Annotated in this window: 12 protein-coding genes; 6 read left to right on the top strand and 6 right to left on the bottom strand. The window is 69.2% G+C overall.

The genetic code is table 11. The features are described from left to right. Positions 1-11: 11 nt before the first annotated feature. From HNV26_RS12115 to HNV26_RS12105, 3 genes are all read left to right on the top strand, one after another. Positions 12-2,219 carry a DUF4139 domain-containing protein gene (locus HNV26_RS12115; protein WP_171441742.1) on the top strand — a complete coding sequence of 736 codons (2,208 nt, stop codon included), beginning with the start codon at positions 12-14 and terminating at the stop codon, positions 2,217-2,219. After that, positions 2,219-3,775, top strand: coding sequence for a DUF4139 domain-containing protein (locus tag HNV26_RS12110; RefSeq protein WP_171441778.1), 1,557 nt, complete (start codon positions 2,219-2,221; stop codon positions 3,773-3,775). The genes HNV26_RS12115 and HNV26_RS12110 overlap by 1 nt, the downstream gene beginning before the upstream one ends. A 92-nt stretch (positions 3,776-3,867) precedes the next feature. After that, the gene (locus HNV26_RS12105; protein WP_171441741.1) at positions 3,868-4,578 is read left to right on the top strand and encodes a hypothetical protein; all 711 of its coding nucleotides are present in this window, start codon (positions 3,868-3,870) and stop codon (positions 4,576-4,578) included. A gap of 19 nt (positions 4,579-4,597) precedes the next feature. Here HNV26_RS12105 and HNV26_RS12100 read toward each other — a convergent pair whose 3' ends face one another. Together HNV26_RS12100 and HNV26_RS12095 are read right to left on the bottom strand one after the other, a co-directional pair. Beyond that, positions 4,598-5,755 (bottom strand): FAD-dependent monooxygenase, encoded by a 1,158-nt coding sequence (locus HNV26_RS12100; protein ID WP_171441740.1) that lies wholly within the window; start codon positions 5,753-5,755, stop codon positions 4,598-4,600. Positions 5,756-5,891: 136 nt separating this feature from the next. Then, positions 5,892-6,740: an MBL fold metallo-hydrolase gene (locus HNV26_RS12095; protein WP_171441739.1), complete on the bottom strand. Its 849-nt coding sequence runs from the start codon at positions 6,738-6,740 to the stop codon at positions 5,892-5,894. A 103-nt stretch (positions 6,741-6,843) separates the two neighbouring features. Between HNV26_RS12095 and HNV26_RS12090 the strand changes: the two genes are divergently transcribed. Then, entirely contained in the window at positions 6,844-7,338 is a 495-nt protein-coding gene (locus HNV26_RS12090; RefSeq protein ID WP_090491336.1) for a PaaI family thioesterase, read from the top strand. A gap of 18 nt (positions 7,339-7,356) precedes the next feature. Here HNV26_RS12090 and def read toward each other — a convergent pair whose 3' ends face one another. Together def and HNV26_RS12080 are read right to left on the bottom strand one after the other, a co-directional pair. Continuing rightward, on the bottom strand, positions 7,357-7,962 hold the full coding sequence (def, locus tag HNV26_RS12085; protein WP_171441738.1) for a peptide deformylase: 606 nt from the start codon (positions 7,960-7,962) through the stop codon (positions 7,357-7,359). 22 nt (positions 7,963-7,984) lie between these two features. After that, positions 7,985-8,698 (bottom strand): ferritin-like domain-containing protein, encoded by a 714-nt coding sequence (locus HNV26_RS12080; RefSeq protein WP_253816493.1) that lies wholly within the window; start codon positions 8,696-8,698, stop codon positions 7,985-7,987. Positions 8,699-9,217: 519 nt separating this feature from the next. On the opposite strand from HNV26_RS12080, the gene HNV26_RS12075 reads away from it, so the two are divergent. After that, on the top strand, positions 9,218-9,697 hold the full coding sequence (locus HNV26_RS12075) for a hypothetical protein (protein WP_011553425.1): 480 nt from the start codon (positions 9,218-9,220) through the stop codon (positions 9,695-9,697). Positions 9,698-9,784: 87 nt separating this feature from the next. Here HNV26_RS12075 and HNV26_RS12070 read toward each other — a convergent pair whose 3' ends face one another. After that, a complete protein-coding gene (locus HNV26_RS12070) occupies positions 9,785-10,936 on the bottom strand; it encodes a fatty acid desaturase family protein (RefSeq protein WP_171441736.1) in 1,152 nt (383 codons plus the stop codon). Between the two features lie 294 nt (positions 10,937-11,230). Here HNV26_RS12070 and HNV26_RS12065 point away from each other — a divergent pair, with 294 nt between their 5' ends. Then, a complete protein-coding gene (locus tag HNV26_RS12065) occupies positions 11,231-12,316 on the top strand; it encodes an NADH:flavin oxidoreductase (protein ID WP_171441735.1) in 1,086 nt (361 codons plus the stop codon). A gap of 77 nt (positions 12,317-12,393) precedes the next feature. On the opposite strand, the gene carB is transcribed toward HNV26_RS12065, so the two are convergent. After that, positions 12,394-15,645 carry a carbamoyl-phosphate synthase large subunit gene (gene carB / locus HNV26_RS12060; protein WP_171441734.1) on the bottom strand — a complete coding sequence of 1,084 codons (3,252 nt, stop codon included), beginning with the start codon at positions 15,643-15,645 and terminating at the stop codon, positions 12,394-12,396. Between the last annotated feature and the right edge of the window lie 216 nt (positions 15,646-15,861).

Raw genomic sequence — 15,861 nt, 5'->3', positions numbered from 1 at the left:
GGTGAGCAGCCATGCTCGTCGTCACCTCGAACCTCGAAGCAGTCACCGTCCACGCGGAGGGGGCGCTTTGTACGCGGGTCGCCACGATTCCCACGGCGGGCGGGATGTTGCCCTCGCAGGTGCGAATCAATGGCCTGCCCCTGTCGTTGCAACCCGGCTCGCTGCGGGCGTCCGTGGTGCACGGCCCGCCGGGGCTCGCCGTGCGCGACCTTCGGCCCACCTATGACGTCCAGCTCCCGCCAGAAGTCGACGTGCCCGCGGAGCACCGCGCCTTGGAGGAAGCCGAGCACCGCCTCTCCGACCTCACCCAACAGCTCGCGCGCGTGGGTCAGGAACTGGATGCGCTGTCGAAGCTGTCCCCCGGGTTTCCGCCCCGGCCGAAGGAAGCGCAGGAGCCCCGGGACGCCCCCGTGTCCGCGATGCTGTCGCTCATGTCCTTCGTGGACACCGAGCTCGCCGCGCTCCATTCGCGGAAGCTGGACCTGGAGCGGCAACAGCGTGACGCCGAAGCCGACCTGCGCTTTCGGCGCGACCGCGTGGCCGAAGCCTCTTCGTCCGTGCGAGGCCAGCGCGCCCGCGTGCACCGCGCGGTCGTGCTGACGCTGTCGGGCCCCCTTCCCGCGGACCTGGGGGCGCGGCTCGCGCTCGAATACGCAGTCCAGGGGGCGCGCTGGGTGCCCACCTACGACTTGCGCCTGCCGCGCACGCTGGAAGAGGGAACGCTGCGCATGCGCGCCTCCGTGCTCCAGCGCACCGGCGAGGACTGGACGGGGGTGAAGCTCGCCGTCTCCACCGCGGACCTCGCCCGGCATGCGGAAGTCCCCGAGCTGAAGGCGCTGCGCATTGGCCGCCACCAACCGGCGCCCGCGCGTTCGGGCTGGAGGGAGGCGCCACCGGGGCTCGAGGAGCTGTTCGCGGGCTACGACGCCACGCGGACGCCCACGCCGGTTCAGCCCGAGGTCAGCGCCGAACCCGAGCCCATGCCCGCCGTCCTCGAGCAGCCCCAGAAGAACAAGCGCAGCGCCGTGCCCATCGCGCCTGAGCCCGACTTCGCCATGGCAGAAGCGGCCGCGCCTCCGCTGGCGGCGGCCCCTCGAAGTGCTCCGATGCGCCCCAGCGCCGCTGCCCCCGAGGAAGAAGAGGAGACGTATTCGCGATCGCGATCGCGAGGCGGTGGCCTGATGTCGCGCGCGCGCCGACCGCCACCTCCGGCCGAGCGCGAGGAGGCGCCCGAGAGTTCATTCGACGATGACGGAGACGGGCTCAGCATGGATGCCGCCTCGCTGGGCGGTGGTGGTGGTGGCGAGCGAACGCCTCCGAGGCAGGAGCCCTCCGACACGCTGCTGGACTACGACCGCCTGACCATGCCGCCCGCGGATGACCTGGGCGCGCGTGGCAGACTGCAACCGCGCCCCGGGCACCTCACCCAGGAGCTGGTGGCCCTGGCGGAGGTCCACGCGCAGATCGACATCACGGTGCGAGTCGCCCTCAGTCTGCAGGAGACCTCTTCCATCTGGGCGGCCCCCGCGCCGGCGTGGTCCCAGCCGCCACGCACGTCCTCGCCTCACTTCGATGCGCGCTTCGATGTGGAGACGCGCGCGGACGTGCCTTCGGATGGAGCGTGGCACACCGTTCCGGTGTTGTCGGTGCCAGTGGGGCTGTCCGCGGAATACGTCTGCGTCCCCTCCGTGGAGCCGCGTGCGTTCCGCACGGTGCGCGTGGAGAACCGGACGCCGTATCCCCTGCTGGCGGGTCCCGTGGACGTCACGCTGGAGAACGAGTTCCTGATGACGTCCCCCCTGCCCACCATGGCCCCGGGCTCGACGCAGCGGCTGGGGCTCGGTGTGGAGGAGTCCATCAAGGTCGCGCGCAACACGCGGTTCGACGAGGCCACGGGCGGCATGTTCGGCGGCTCGACGATGCTCACGCACCACGTGTCGGTGGAGCTGGCCAACCGGTTGGCCAATCGCATCCTGGTCGAGGTGTGCGAGCGCGTGCCGACCGTTCCCGTCCACACGGAGAAGGACATCAAGGTGGAGGAGTTGGAAGTGGCGCCGCTCTGGCAGAAGCGCCTGCCCTTGCCCGGTGAAGCGAAGGTGGAGGGAGAGCGCGCGTGGCGCGTGGTGCTCCAGCCAGGTGAAGCGCAGACGCTGAAGGCGACATGGACCGTCAAGATTCCGGGCAACAAGATGCTCGGCGGCGGAAACCGGAGGACATGATGGGCACCCCTTTCATCCTGCCCGTGGTCAAGGTCACCGTCCTCGAGGACCGGGCGCTCGTCGAGCGGCGGGGGGAGATTCCCCTGTCCGTGGGAACGCAGCGACTCGTCATCCAGGGACTGTCCCCGCTCGCCGTGGACCGCTCGCTCCAGGCGAAGGTCGCGGGTGGCACCATCTCCCAGGCGCGCCTCCGCCGGGCGACGAAGCCCCAACCACCCGAGGCCGAGCGCGAACACCGCACGGCGCTCGGAAAGCGCGTCGCGGAGCTGGAGCAGGAGCTCCGGAATGCGGTCGCGGACGAAACCCGGCTGGCGGCGCGGCTGCGGCTGTTGGACACCGCGCGCGCCGATGTCCACCGCGCCATCTCCGAGCAGGCAGGCGCCGGACAGTCGCGGCCGGAGACGTGGCGAGAGCAGTTGGAGACGGTGCGCCGCGAGCAGCTGTCGGCGGACTCGGCGCTCCGAGAGACTGAGCGCCGGACGCGGCGACTGCGGGAGCAGTTCGACGAAGCACGGGCCTCGCAGACGGCTGTCGAGCTCCTGGAGCCTACGGTCGACACCCAGGCCGAGTTGGAGGTGGGCCACCCCACGGGCGGGCCCGCCACGCTGTCCGTCACGTACCTGGTCCCCTGCACGGCCTGGCGGCCTTCCTACCGCGCCACGCTGTCCCGCGAAGCCTCCGGTGAGTCCGTCACACTGGAGTGCGAGGCCGTCGTCTGGCAGCGCACCGGTGAGGAGTGGAAGGACGTGGAGTTGGCGTTCTCCACCGCGCGGCCGACGCTGGGCGCCACGCCGCCGCGGCTCCAGGAGGACCGGCTGTGGCTGCGGGACAAGACGGAGCGCGAGAAGCAGGTGGTGGAGGTGGCCATCCGTGAGGAGGTCATCCAGACGACGGGCGAGCCCGGCGCTGCCCGGCGGGAGGATGCGCTACCGGGCATGGACGACGGAGGTGAACCGTTGACGGTGACGGCCCCGCATCGGGCCAGTGTGCCGCCGGACGGCGAGCCCTACCGCGTGCCCCTGTTCCAGTTCACCGCGCCCGCGGCCTCCGAGCTGGTGGCCGTGCCGGAGCAGTCCCCCCTGGTGCACCGGGTGGCCCGGTTCGACAACACGGGCCCCACGGTGTTGCTCGCGGGCCCCGTGAAGCTGGTGCGGACCCACGGCTATGTAGGGCGTGCGCAGCTGCGTTTCACCGGCAAGGGCGAGCGCGTGAAGCTGGGCTTCGGCAGCGAGGACGCGCTGCGCGTGGCGCGAACCGAGGACGTGGGGCGGGAGGCCAGCCGGCTCACCGGACGCAAGGTGACGACGCACAAGGTGCGGCTGTTCCTCTCCAACATGGGCGCGAAGGCGGTGCCGGTGGCCATCGAGGAACGGATTCCCGTCTCCGAGGTGGAGTCGGTGGAAATCCAACTGCAGAAGGAGAGCACGAAGCCCGCGCCCGCGCGCGTCAGCGAGGATGGCATCGTCCGCTTCGAGCTGACGGCGGCGCCCCGCTCGCAGCAGGAGCTGGCGATGGACTACGTCGTGACGAGCGCGGCGAAGGTGGCCGGGCTCTAAGCAGACCCGGGTTCCACCGCGAAACAGCCCTGGGGGGCCGGGACTTCCACCAGGGTTCCGGCGGAAGCATTCATCCCCCCGGAGGAAGCCCCATGTGCGTCACTCGCGCGGTGTCCACCCTCGGCTTGCTGATGTCTGCCTGCCTGTCCGCTCCGGCCCTGGGAGCAGAGCCGCCCCCCGAGCGGGAAGCGACGCCCCCGCCGCCACAGCTCGCGGTGGAGGTCGGTGGGACGCTGTCTCCGATGCGGCATCCCGCGACGGAGGTGCCAACGCTGCGTTCACGGGTGAAGACGGTGAACGCCCGAAGCGGAGCCGCGCGCCTTTCCGGCGGACTCCACTTCAACCTCCTCCGTGGCTCCGAACGGAGCGACTGGTGGTGGACGAACGGCATCGACTGGTACCTGGCGGGTGGAGACGTCCAGGTCCTGGCGCTGCGGCCGGGGCTGGAGAAGCGGTTCTCGCTGACGCGACACGTGACGCTCGGGGTGAGCGCGTTCGGCAGCGCGGCGGAGGTCTCACTCCCCACGGGGCAGATTGCTCAGGTGCAGCCAGGGGAGCCGGGCTACACGCCCATTGGCGGCAACAACTTCTACGAGGGCCGCATGCGCAAGTGGGCCTTCGGCGCGGGCGGACTGGCGGCGATCCAGGTCAAGCTGAGTCGCTACGTGCATGCGCGCGTCCATGGGGGCTATACGCGCTACTTCGAACAGGCGGACGGGCTTCAGCCGACTCCTGATGCGGCCACGTTCACGGTTTCGCTCGATGGCCCGTTCGCGGGGGCGCTGCTTGGACTGGACCTCTAGAAACCGCTCCGCGGGAACCCTACTCGGTGTCGAGCACCATCGCTCGCACCTGCCGGGCGGCGAGCCCTCGAGGCACGAGTTGGAAGAGCGCATTGCGAATGAAGCGCCCCGCTGAACTCTCCCACTGGGCCACGCGCCCCAGGCTCCAGGAGCGCGTCACGAAGCTGTTGGCACGCTCGAGCCGGCGTTGCTCGTAGGCCGCCAGCGCCGCATCCACGGGGCCCTCCGCGGCCAGTAGCTCGGCCAGCACCACGGCATCCTCGATGGCCTGACACCCGCCCTGCCCCATGTTGGGCGTCATCGGGTGCGCGGCGTCTCCCAACAAAGTCACCCGGCCCCGGCTCCAGCGGCTGGCGGGCGGCCGGTCGTGGATGTCCGTGCGGAGGATGTTCGCTTCCTCCGTCGCGGCAATCAGGTCCTTGATGGGCGCGTGCCACCCGCCGAAGAGGGACTGCAACCGGGCCCGTGCCTCACCGGGGACATCCTGCCCTCCGGCCGGAGCATTCTGCGTGGCGAACCAGTACGTTTGCCCGAAGCCAATGGGCACCACACCGAAGCGCGCCCCACGCCCCCACGTCTCTGAAACAAGTCCCGGCGTCGCGCTCGGGACGTCCGAGCACACGCCCCGCCAGCTCGTGTAGCCCGAATAGCGCAACGGCGCGTCGCCCAGCAGCGCCCCACGTACCACCGAGCGCAGCCCGTCCGCGCCCACCAGCGCATCGCCCGTCACCGAGCTGCCGTCCGACAACCGCACCGTCACCGTCTGACCATCGTCGTGAAACGCCGTCACGGTGAGCCCCATCCGGACGTGCTCCTCCCCGGCATGGGCCAGCAGCACGGACTGGAGCCGCGCCCGATGGATGCAGACCAGCGGCAGCCCCAGCTCCTCCTGAATTTGAGTCACCGGAAGCCGCGTGAGCGCCGAACCCGACGGCTTCAGAATCGCGCTGTCCGTGGGACACGCACCGGATTGGGCCACCTCGTCACACAGGCCAATGCGGCGCAGCGCCGCCGAGGCGTTCATCTGGACCGTGAGGCCCGCGCCCACCCATTTCAAGGCGTCGGAGCGCTCGAAGACAGTGACGGAGAGGCCCGCGCGCCGAAGCGCGCAAGCCAGCGTGAGTCCACCAATTCCAGCCCCAGCCACGAGAACATGCCTGGGCGATGACGTGCTCATGCGCCGCGATTTAACAGGTATGCCATGGCGAGTCGCGATTCATGTGCAACACAGTGACGGGAGGTCGGTGCTGCACCACCGCCGCGTCGTTGCCGTACCGGGCCTGGCTCGCTGACCCGTACTTCACGGGCGCGGCTCACCCGAACCAGCGGCCCGATTCGGGAGCGAAGACGCGGACGCGTTCGGCCAGCGATGGCGGCAGTCGCTCGCGCAACGTGGCGTGGACGGATTCAGGAGGAAGCGCCTGGCTGAAGTGCATCAGGACCAGGGCCTCGTTGCGGAACTGGTCCGCGCGCGCGAGGAGTTCGTCCAGGTGGAGGTGCGCCTTCGCCTGAGCGTCCTGCACGGAGTGACGCGCGTCGACGAAGGTGCACTCGAGGATGAGCACGCGCGAGTCGAAGAGGCCTGGCTCCGTGTCCAGGACACGGGACAGGGTGTCGGTGGCATAGGCCAGCTCCAGCCGCTCCACTTCGTCGAAGAGCGCTTCGCCTGCTCGCCGCCGCCTGGCGATTTCCTGCGGCGGGAGTGACTGGTGCTCGAGGCGGAGCTTCGCGACACGGCGGAAGAACTGGTAGCCGAGCGACGGCACCGGGTGATGCGTCCGGAACGCGCGGACGAACAGACCTTGCCCCAGGGGCCGCACGTCCCCTGGCAACATCGGCACGGTGTTCACCTCCATGGAGGTGTGGTGCAGCCGCGACATCACGGCGAGCGACGCCTGGACGTTCGCCTCGATCTCCGCGGGCAGGAAGACCTGGGGTGCCCCCTTGCCGATGAGCCGACGGATGCCGAGCAACGAGCCGAGCCCGCTGGCATGGTCCGGGTGCGCGTGGCTCAAGAAGATGCGGTCCGAGCCACAGAACGAACGAATGGGGAGCCCCACGTCGAGCACGACGTCCAGCTCGGGGACCTGGAGCGACGTGTACACGCCGCCCACTGACACACCTCGGACGGTGTAGGGACCTGCCTGGACTTCAGTGAGCATCGGCACGGACACTATCCTGGGCATGGACGAGACACGCGACGAAAGGCCCCTGCTGGGCCAGGATGCGCGCATCGTTGCGCCTCCCTTCCCATCAGGGCCCCACATGGAAACCTCATCTCTCCAGGAAGTCGTCGCGCCAGAAGGCATCTGCTACGGCTGCGGCAGCAAGAACCCTCACGGCCTGCACATCCAAAGCTACTGGGATGAGGACGGCATCCACGTGGTGGCACGCCACACGCCCGATGCCCGGTACAGCGGCTGGCCGGAGCTCGTCTACGGCGGTCTGATTGCCATGCTGGTCGACTGCCACTCGAACTGGACGGCCATGGCGTACCACTACCGCGCCGAGGGCCGCTCACCTGGCAGCTCGCCGGTCATCGAATGCGTCACCGGAAGCCTGGGCGTGAAGTTCATCAAACCCACGCCCATGGGCGTCCCGCTCACCCTCCGCGCACGCGTCGAAGGCGAAGTCGGGCGCAAGAGCCGAGTCCTCTGTGAAGTCTTCGCGGGCGAGACGCTGACCGCGGTGGGTGATTCCATCTTCGTCCGCGTCGACACGGCCCAGTTGAAGGCCGCGGCGCACGGCCGCGAAGGCTGACGCGAAAGACGTCGTGCCCTACCCCTTGTCGGGCACTGGCAGTCCCAGCTCGGCGCGCAGCTCCGCGGTGCTGCGCCCCGCCTGGTACCGGCGATGGTTCTCCGCGGTGGTGAAGCTCCGTGTCTCCATCCGGTCCACGTAGAGCGTGCCGTCCAGGTGGTCCAGCTCGTGTTGGAGAATGCGTGCGTACCAGCCCCGGGCCTGGACCGTCACGGGCTGGCCGCGCTCATCGAGTGCATCCACGCGCACGGCGCTGGCTCGGGGCACCAGGGCCGCGAAGCCCGACACGCTCAGACAGCCTTCATGGAACTCCGCGGGTGCCGCGTCCTCCACCACCAGCCGGGGATTGATGAGCACGTGAAAGGGAACGGGCTTTCGTCCTCGCGCCGCCCGCTCGCTCTCCGAGAGGCCTGCCTGATACTCGGGCCGGTCCTCGATGACGACGACTCGCAGGCCCACGCCCACCTGGGGCGCCGCCAGCCCGACGCCGGGTGCGTCCCGCATCGTGTCGCGCATCTGCTCGATGAGCCGCGCCGTCTCCGGGCTGGCAATCTCCTCCGGCGTCAAATCGCGCGCCTTCCGACGCAGCACCGGGTCCCCTGCCTGGACAATCTTGAGCACCATGCCGCCAGCGTAGCAGGGCCCGCTAGGCTCCCGACCGACGACAATGCTCCACCCACTGCCGTCCAGGAGTAGTGTCCACTCCGCACCGTTCCAGCCCGGGAAAGACGACGTCGTGCAGGGCCTGGATGAACACCTCGAGCTTGCGCGCATGCGGCAACACACCGTGCGCCAGGAGCATGGAACCCTCCGCATCAGACAGGCCCTTCGCGAAGAGCCTGGGCGACACGCTTTCCTCCAGCATCGCAGGCAGATACGGCGACAGGAACGCCACGGAGCCCGATTGGGCTGCATGCGCGAGGTAGGCCCACCCCAGCCGGCTGTGCGCGACCTCGTCCCGAAGGATGTCTCGGAGTACCGCGCGCACCCGGGGTGGTCCGTCCACGGCCAGCACCGAGGTCAACCCGGCCGTGCTCTCCGTCTCTGAGATGCAGCAGGCGGCGACGACGTCGTAGAGCACGCGCTCGTGGAAGCCGAGGGCTTGCGGAGCAGTCTCCCGCGCCACCAGGGGAACGGGGGGCATGACCGCGTGTCCGTAGGTACGCGCCATCAGCTCGCACATGCCCGCGTGGCGCCGTTCGTCCTCCGCGGCGCGGCGCGCGAGCTCCACCAGCGTTTCGGGCGTGGCCAGTTGTTCGAGCGCTCCCGCCAATCGGGCGAAGCGCAGCCCCGCCTCCAGCTCCTCCTGCCTGCGGAAGACCCAGGTCTCCGCGACGAACCGCCGGAGTGCGTCTGGCATCGTTCTACCCGGTCTCCGCAGCAAGCGCTGGTCGGCCGGACAGCCATCATCAGGAGCATTGTTCATGGTGGCCTCGAAGCACTGATCGTAGCCGACGCGCGAGACAGACGGCGGTAAAGGAGTCGCTTGTCGCAGTGAGTCATTGCGTTGGACACCGCACGGTCGCACCCCATGTCCTGATGGGGACTGCACGCAATCGCGCGCACGGCGATCAGGCCGAACTCCGCGTCACCAACGGTCTCATCGACCCGTATTTCAGCCGCCTCCGGGAGGCGATTGAGAAGGGCCTCGACGATGCGCCGGTATTCCCAGGAACCCGCCTGGTGAATCAGGCAGGGACCGCCTGGGCTTCCCGAGCCAGCAGCTTCGGAGCGGCTGGCAATCCAGGAGAAGGCCCGCCGCCGAAAGCGCCCACCACGACCGAACGACGGGCGAAATCGAGATCATCGACTTCCGCACCCCACGGTTCGTGTGCCGGTCCCACTTGTTGCGCGTCTACAGATGTTAGGCTGACGGGCCATGGCTCGTCGCAAGAAGGCCGATGAGATGGCCTCCCGCGTCCGAAACCTGCTCGCGATGGACGCCGCGGGCATCATGCGCAGGCTCGATGCCCGCCGGGATGAGATGTTCGCCCTCTTCTCCCGCCTGCGCAGCCGCGAACCCCTCCTGGGCACCATCGCGTCACGGTACGCCGACGGCGCGTTCGACCAGCTCATCCACCTGCCCGAACAGGAACAAGCCGTGGTGGACCACTTCTACGGCCGCCTCGACGAGCTGCGCTGGTACTTCACGTACACCGAGGACATGCCCGGCACCGCCCAGCTGATCTTCTCCAAGCTGCACAAGCGGCTGGAGGAGTCCTACCGAGTGCTCGTGGTGACGCTGGGGCCACCGGTTCCGCCAGATGGCTCACGCGTGGTTGATGTCGAGGCCGTCCGGCACGACGCCGCAGAAGCTCCGCCGCGGAAGACGCTGACACGCACCACGCGGCGCGCGTAAGCCGCACCGCTCACGAACAGGCCGCCGGGACTGACCTCGACCCTGGCGAACCTCGCGGCCTATACCGAGTAGCCGGACGTCCCTGCCTCACGCCGCGGGAGCAGGCGCAGCAGCCACTCCGGCATCACGGGCCTGGCGCTTCGGCGCGAGCTTGCGCATGGACGACTTGCCCACCACGACGTCCACCATCTTCTTCGCGCGCGTCCAGACGCTCTCCTGCACGTAGGGGATGCCGTACTTCTCGCAAAGCGCCTTCACCTGCGGCTGGACCTCGCGGTACTTCAGCATCGGCAGGTCCGGCCAGATGTGGTGCTCAATCTGGTAGTTCAGCCACAGGTGGGCGAAGTCGTTCAGGTCCCCGCCCGTGCGGTAGTTCGCGCTGCCAATCACCTGCTGCACGTAGCGCTCGCCACGGCTCTCCGGCTTCGAGTCGAACCGGTACAGGTCCTCGCCCGTGTGGTTCGGCCCCACCACCAGGAACGTGTGCAGGCTGGTGAGGATGTCCGCCATCACGGAGTTGCAGAACGCGCTGAACGACGCCCAAGGCCCCAGCACCAGGTAGAGCGCCGGGAAGAGCCCGAACTGCACGGCCGAATACGGCAGATAGCAGCTCAGCAGCAGCTCCTTCAGCTCCTCGCGCGTCAGCTCCCCGCCCTTGCGTCGGCTCTTCCGGCGCAGCGAACTGAGCGTCTCCGGCGCGTAGTAGCTGGCCCGCCACGTCAGCGCGAGCAGCGCGAGCTGCGCATAACGCAGCGCCAGCGGGCGCTCCGGGTTGCGCAGCGTCCCCTCCGCGTTGCGCTCCAGGAGGTCGGGGTCCGCATCCTCTCCCGTGTGCGAGTGGTGGAGCACGTTGTGCTCGAACACCCAGGCCTCCGGCAGCATCCAGTCGAGCCAGTCCAGATAGCGGCGGCTCCCCTTCGCGAACCCCTTCCCCGTGCGAGACGCCGGAAGCCCCGGCACCCGGTCGTAGCCCCGATGCCCCACGTGGTGCATCAGCAGCCAACGCGTGGACCGCCCGACACTGAGCGCCGCCGCGCTGAGCGGGTTCGGCGCCAGCCAGCAGGTCGCCGCCCCCAGCGCGGTCGCCGCCCGACCCCAACGCTCGATTTTCCGGAGGTGCGCCGCGTCCGCCTCGCCCAGCGATGCGTCCAGTTGCTCACGAAGCGCCTTCAACTCACGGTGAAACCCCTCCACGTCCACGGAAGAAATGTCGAAGTCGGGGGCAGCCTGGGACGGCATGAACGGCTCTCCTCGGTCGCGGAGATGGACACGGGCGAAGGGGGGGCAACAGCTCGGCGCGAACCGTAGCCGCCAGGGTCCGCGGGCGTCCAGCCACGCTTTGCCCTCGGCCCCTGCTTTCGAACGAGGCCATGCGGAGCCCCGAGGCGCAGGTTATACCCGCGCCTCGAGTCCGGCCCATAGGGCGACCTCGACGTCAAGGGGAAGCAGGCCGCCGCGCGGCAAGGCAAGCGACCTGGCGCCCCCATCAGCCCGAGCGAATGGACCCGTCCACTTCGAAAGCGAGATGCCGACATGACAGACCTGTTCGCTCCCCTCGAACTCCGAAAGGGCGTCATCGCGCCCAACCGCATCTGGCTGGCGCCCCTGACGAACACCCAGAGCCATCCCGATGGCACGCTCTCCGACGCGGAGCTTCGCTTCCTCGCGATGCGCGCCGATGGCGGGTTCGGCGTGGTGGAGACGTGCGCCGCCTACGTGTCCCAGGACGGCAAGACGTGGCCGGGCGAGCTGGGCGTTCACGACGACGCGATGCTGCCCGGACTGAAGCGCATGGCCGCGCGCATCCATGAAGGGGGCGCCCTGCTCTCCGCGCAGCTCTTCCACGGTGGACTTCGCGCCAACGCCGAGGTCAGCCAGCGCGAGGTGTGGAGCGCCAGCGCGTATGACGCGGAAGGCCTCCGCTGCCGCGAAGCCACCGAGGCCGACATCGAGGGCGTCATCGAGGCCTTCGCGAACGCGGCGCGCCGCTGCGCCGAGGCGGGGTTCGACGCCGTGGAGCTCCACGGAGCACACGGCTACCTGTTCTCGCAGTTCCTGAGCACCGTCTTCAACCGCCGGCAGGACCGATGGGGCGGCTCGCTGGAGAACCGCTGGCGCCTGCTTCAGGAGACAGTCCGCGCGGTGCGGCGCGCGGCGCCCGCCCTGGTCCTCGCCGTGCGCCTGTCGCCGGAGGACGCGAGGCAGGCCAGGGGCCTGGACCTGGACGAGTCGCTGGAGGTCGCGCGCATGCTCACGCGCGAGGGCGTGGACATCCTCCACCTGTCCCTATGGAAGGCGGCCCACAACACCCTGAAGCGGCCGGACCAGCACGCGACGCCGCTCTTCCGGCAGGCCGTGGGCACCGGTGTCCGCATCGTGGTCGCGGGCGAGGTGCGCACGCGCGAGGAGGCAGAGGCCCAGCTCGCGCGCGGCGCGGATGCCGTGGCCGTGGGCCGAGCGGCCATCGCGAATCATGACTGGCCGCGCCGCGTGCAGCGAGGCGACGCGCTCCAGGTGCCGCCGCTGTCCCCCACCACGCTCAACGCAGAGGGCCTGTCCGACGTCTTCGTGAACTACATGCGCAACTGGCGCGGCTTCGTGACGGACCAACCGGCCTGAGGCTGCCCTGAAACGCAGACGGCCCCACTCCCAGGAGGAGCGGGGCCGCATGGCTCACGTCCAACGAGCGCTGCGTTTCAGCGCCGGGTGCCCGGGGGCGCCGCGTTGATGCCCAGGTACTCCTGGAGCGGCTTCACTTCCAGCTCCGCGCACTTGAGCGACTCCAGCGCGCCCACCGCCATCCGCGCCGCCTGCACCGTCGTGTAGTACGGCACCGAGTGCATCAGCGACTCGCGGCGGATGGAGAAGCTGTCGGCGATCTCCTGCTTGCCGAAGGTGGTGTTGATGACCAGCACGATTTCGCCGTCGACAATCTTGTCGACGATGTTCGGGCGGCCCTCCGTCACCTTCTGCACCACCTGCGCCTCGATGCCCTTCGTCGCCAGGTAGTTGTGCGTACCGGAGGTGACGACGAGGGAGAAGCCCATGCTCCGCAGGCGCCGCGCCAGGTCCACCACCGCCGGCTTGTCGTCATCCTTGACGGAGATGAACACCTTGCCGCTCTTGGGCAGCTTCACGCCCGCGGCGAGCTGGCTCTTGGCGAAGGCGGACGCGTAGTCGTTCGCCAGGCCCATCACTTCGCCGGTGGACTTCATCTCCGGCCCGAGGATGACGTCCACGCCCGCGAAGCGCGCGAAGGGGAACACGCTCTCCTTCACCGCCACGTGCTTGAACTCCGGCTCCTTCGTGACGCCCAGCTCCTTGAGCGTCTTGCCCACCATGCAGAGCGCGGCGATCTTCGCCATCGCCACGCCGGTGGCCTTGGAGATGAAGGGCACGGTGCGGCTCGCGCGCGGATTCACTTCCAGGATGTAGATGGTCTTCCCCTGGATGGCGAACTGCACGTTCATCAGGCCCACCACGCCCAGCTCGCGCGCCAGGGCGATGGCCTGGTCCTTCATCCGCTCCACCAGGTCCGGCGACAGCGAGTGCGGCGGCAGCGTGGCCGCGGCGTCACCGGAGTGCACGCCCGCCTCCTGGATGTGCTCCAGCACGCCGCCAATCATCACCGCGCCCGTGCGGTCCGCCACCAGGTCCAGGTCCACCTCGATGGCTTCCTTCAGGAAGCGGTCGATGAGCACCGGGTGCTCGGGCGATGCGCTCACCGCCTCGCGCATGTACCGCTCCAGGCTGGCCACGTCGTAGACGGTCTCCATGGCCCGGCCGCCCAGCACGTAGGAGGGCCGCACCATGACGGGGTAGCCGATGCGCTCGGCCACCTTGAAGGCCTCCGCGTGGCTGCGCGCGACGCCGTTCTCCGGCTGCTTCAGGCCCAGCTTCTCGATGAGCGCGGCGAAGCGCTCCCGGTCCTCCGCGCGGTCGATGGCGTCCGGCGACGTGCCCAGGATGGGCAGGCCCGCCTTCTCCAGCGGCACGGAGATGCGCAGCGGCGTCTGGCCGCCGAACTGGACGATGGCCCCCACCGGCTTCTCGCGCTGGGACACCTCGAGCACATCCTCGATGGTCAGCGGCTCGAAGTAGAGGCGGTCCGACGTGTCGTAGTCGGTGGACACCGTCTCCGGGTTGCAGTTGACCATCACCGTCTCGTACCCGGCCTCGCGCAGCGCGAAGGCGGCGTGGACGCACGCGTAGTCGAACTCGATGCCCTGGCCGATGCGGATGGGGCCGCTGCCCAGGATGAGCACCTTCTGCCGGTCCGTGGGCGGCGCCTCGTCCTCCTCCTCGTAGGTGGAGTACAGGTAGGGCGTGTACGCCTCGAACTCCGCGGCGCAGGTGTCTACCCGCTTGTAGACGGGCCGGATGTTGCGCGCGTGCCGGTGCGCCCGCACCTCTTCCGCCGGGTAGCCGAGCAGCCGGCCCAGATACTTGTCGGAGAAGCCGTGCGCCTTGGCCTGCCGGAGCACCTCGTCCGGGAGCTGGTCCAGCCGCCCGTACTCCTGGAGCGACTGCGCCTCGTTCACCAGCATCTGGATGTAGCGAAGGAACCAGGGGTCGATGGCGGAGAGCGCGTGCACGTCCTCCACCGTCATGCCTTCGCGGAAGGCCTGGGCCACGAACCAGGGACGCTCCGGGCGAGGGATGCGCAGCGCCTCGCGCAGCACCTTCTCCCGCTCCTCCTTCTCCGCCGGCAGCTCCGGGGACTCCAGGCCCACGCGGCCCAGCTCCATGGAGCGCAGCGCCTTCATGTACGCCTCCGGGAAGGTGCGGCCAATGGCCATCACCTCACCCACCGAGCGCATGCTCGTGGTCAGCGTCCGGTCCGCGTGCGGGAACTTCTCGAAGTTGAAGCGCGGCACCTTCACCACCACGTAGTCCAGCGTCGGCTCGAAGGAGGCCGGCGTGTCGCGGGTGATGTCGTTGCGCAGCTCATCCAGCGTGTAGCCCAGCGCCAGCTTCGCGGCGATCTTCGCGATGGGGTAGCCCGTCGCCTTCGACGCCAGCGCGCTGGAGCGCGACACGCGCGGGTTCATCTCGATGACGACCATGCGGCCGTCCTTCGGGTTGATGCCGAACTGGATGTTGGAGCCACCCGTGTCGACGCCAATCTCCCGGATGATGGCCAGCGACGCCTGCCGCATCCGCTGATACTCGCGGTCCGTCAGCGTCTGCGCGGGCGCCACGGTGATGGAGTCACCGGTGTGCACGCCCATGGGGTCCAGGTTTTCGATGGAGCAGACGATGATGACGTTGTCCGCCGTGTCGCGGACCACCTCGAGCTCGTACTCCTTCCAGCCCAGCACGCTCTCCTCCACCAGGATGGTGGTGGTGGGGCTGGCCTTCAGGCCCGAGCGGCAGATGGCTTCGAACTCCTCGCGGTTGTACGCGATGCCACCGCCGGTGCCACCCAGCGTGAAGGACGGGCGGATGATGGCCGGGAAGCCGATGTCCTCCACCAGGCTCATCGCCTGGTCCAGCGTCGTCGCGTAGCCGCTCCTGGGCAGGGCCACGCCAATCTTCTGCATGGCCGCCTTGAAGAGCTGGCGGTCCTCCGCCTTGTTGATGGCTTCCAGGGACGCGCCGATGAGGCGCACGCCGTACTTCTCCAGAATGCCTTGCTCCGCCAGCGCCTTGGCGAGGTTGAGTGCCGTCTGGCCACCCATGGTGGGAAGGAGTGAGTCCGGCCGCTCCGAGGCGAGGATGCGCTCCGCCGCCTCCACCGTAATCGGTTCGATGTAGGTGCGATGCGCGAACTCAGGGTCCGTCATCACGGTGGCGGGGTTGCTGTTGAGCAGCACCACCTCCACGCCTTCATCCCGGAGTGCCTTGATGGCTTGTGTACCGGAGTAGTCGAACTCGACGGCTTGCCCGATGACAATCGGACCCGAGCCAATCACCAGAACCTTACGGATATCGGTACGCTTGGGCATCGGGGCGCCCCCATACCAACGTCCGCCCCCACATGCGAGGACTGTGTTGAAGCCGCCCGCTCGCACGGACGCCGGGCCCGCGCCCGCTGTCCTCTGTTAGGCTCCGCCGCCCACGGAGGTTCCATGCGCCACTGGTCCCTGGCACTGCTCGTTTCACTCGCGTCACCTGCCCTCGCCCAGGATGCCGCCGCCCCCGCGCCCGAAGGCGCCCAGCCC

Source organism: Myxococcus xanthus, from assembly GCF_013116825.1.
GTDB classification, from domain to species: Bacteria; Myxococcota; Myxococcia; order Myxococcales; family Myxococcaceae; genus Myxococcus; species Myxococcus xanthus_B.
This window is presented reverse-complemented; position numbering and strand designations above follow the sequence as displayed.

Bases quoted from the DNA above. Each gene is read 5' to 3' on its own strand.
- HNV26_RS12075 (WP_011553425.1), top strand. From the start codon at position 9,218: ATGGCTCGTCGCAAGAAGGCCGATGAGATGGCCTCCCGCGTCCGAAAC.
- HNV26_RS12105 (WP_171441741.1), top strand. From the start codon at position 3,868: ATGTGCGTCACTCGCGCGGTGTCCACCCTCGGCTTGCTGATGTCTGCC.
- HNV26_RS12090 (WP_090491336.1), top strand. From the start codon at position 6,844: ATGGAAACCTCATCTCTCCAGGAAGTCGTCGCGCCAGAAGGCATCTGC.
- HNV26_RS12115 (WP_171441742.1), top strand. From the start codon at position 12: ATGCTCGTCGTCACCTCGAACCTCGAAGCAGTCACCGTCCACGCGGAG.
- HNV26_RS12070 (WP_171441736.1), bottom strand. From the start codon at position 10,936: ATGCCGTCCCAGGCTGCCCCCGACTTCGACATTTCTTCCGTGGACGTG.
- carB (WP_171441734.1), bottom strand. From the start codon at position 15,645: ATGCCCAAGCGTACCGATATCCGTAAGGTTCTGGTGATTGGCTCGGGT.
- HNV26_RS12110 (WP_171441778.1), top strand. From the start codon at position 2,219: ATGGGCACCCCTTTCATCCTGCCCGTGGTCAAGGTCACCGTCCTCGAG.
- def (WP_171441738.1), bottom strand. From the start codon at position 7,962: ATGGTGCTCAAGATTGTCCAGGCAGGGGACCCGGTGCTGCGTCGGAAG.
- HNV26_RS12080 (WP_253816493.1), bottom strand. From the start codon at position 8,698: ATGCCAGACGCACTCCGGCGGTTCGTCGCGGAGACCTGGGTCTTCCGC.
- HNV26_RS12095 (WP_171441739.1), bottom strand. From the start codon at position 6,740: ATGCTCACTGAAGTCCAGGCAGGTCCCTACACCGTCCGAGGTGTGTCA.
- HNV26_RS12065 (WP_171441735.1), top strand. From the start codon at position 11,231: ATGACAGACCTGTTCGCTCCCCTCGAACTCCGAAAGGGCGTCATCGCG.
- HNV26_RS12100 (WP_171441740.1), bottom strand. From the start codon at position 5,755: ATGAGCACGTCATCGCCCAGGCATGTTCTCGTGGCTGGGGCTGGAATT.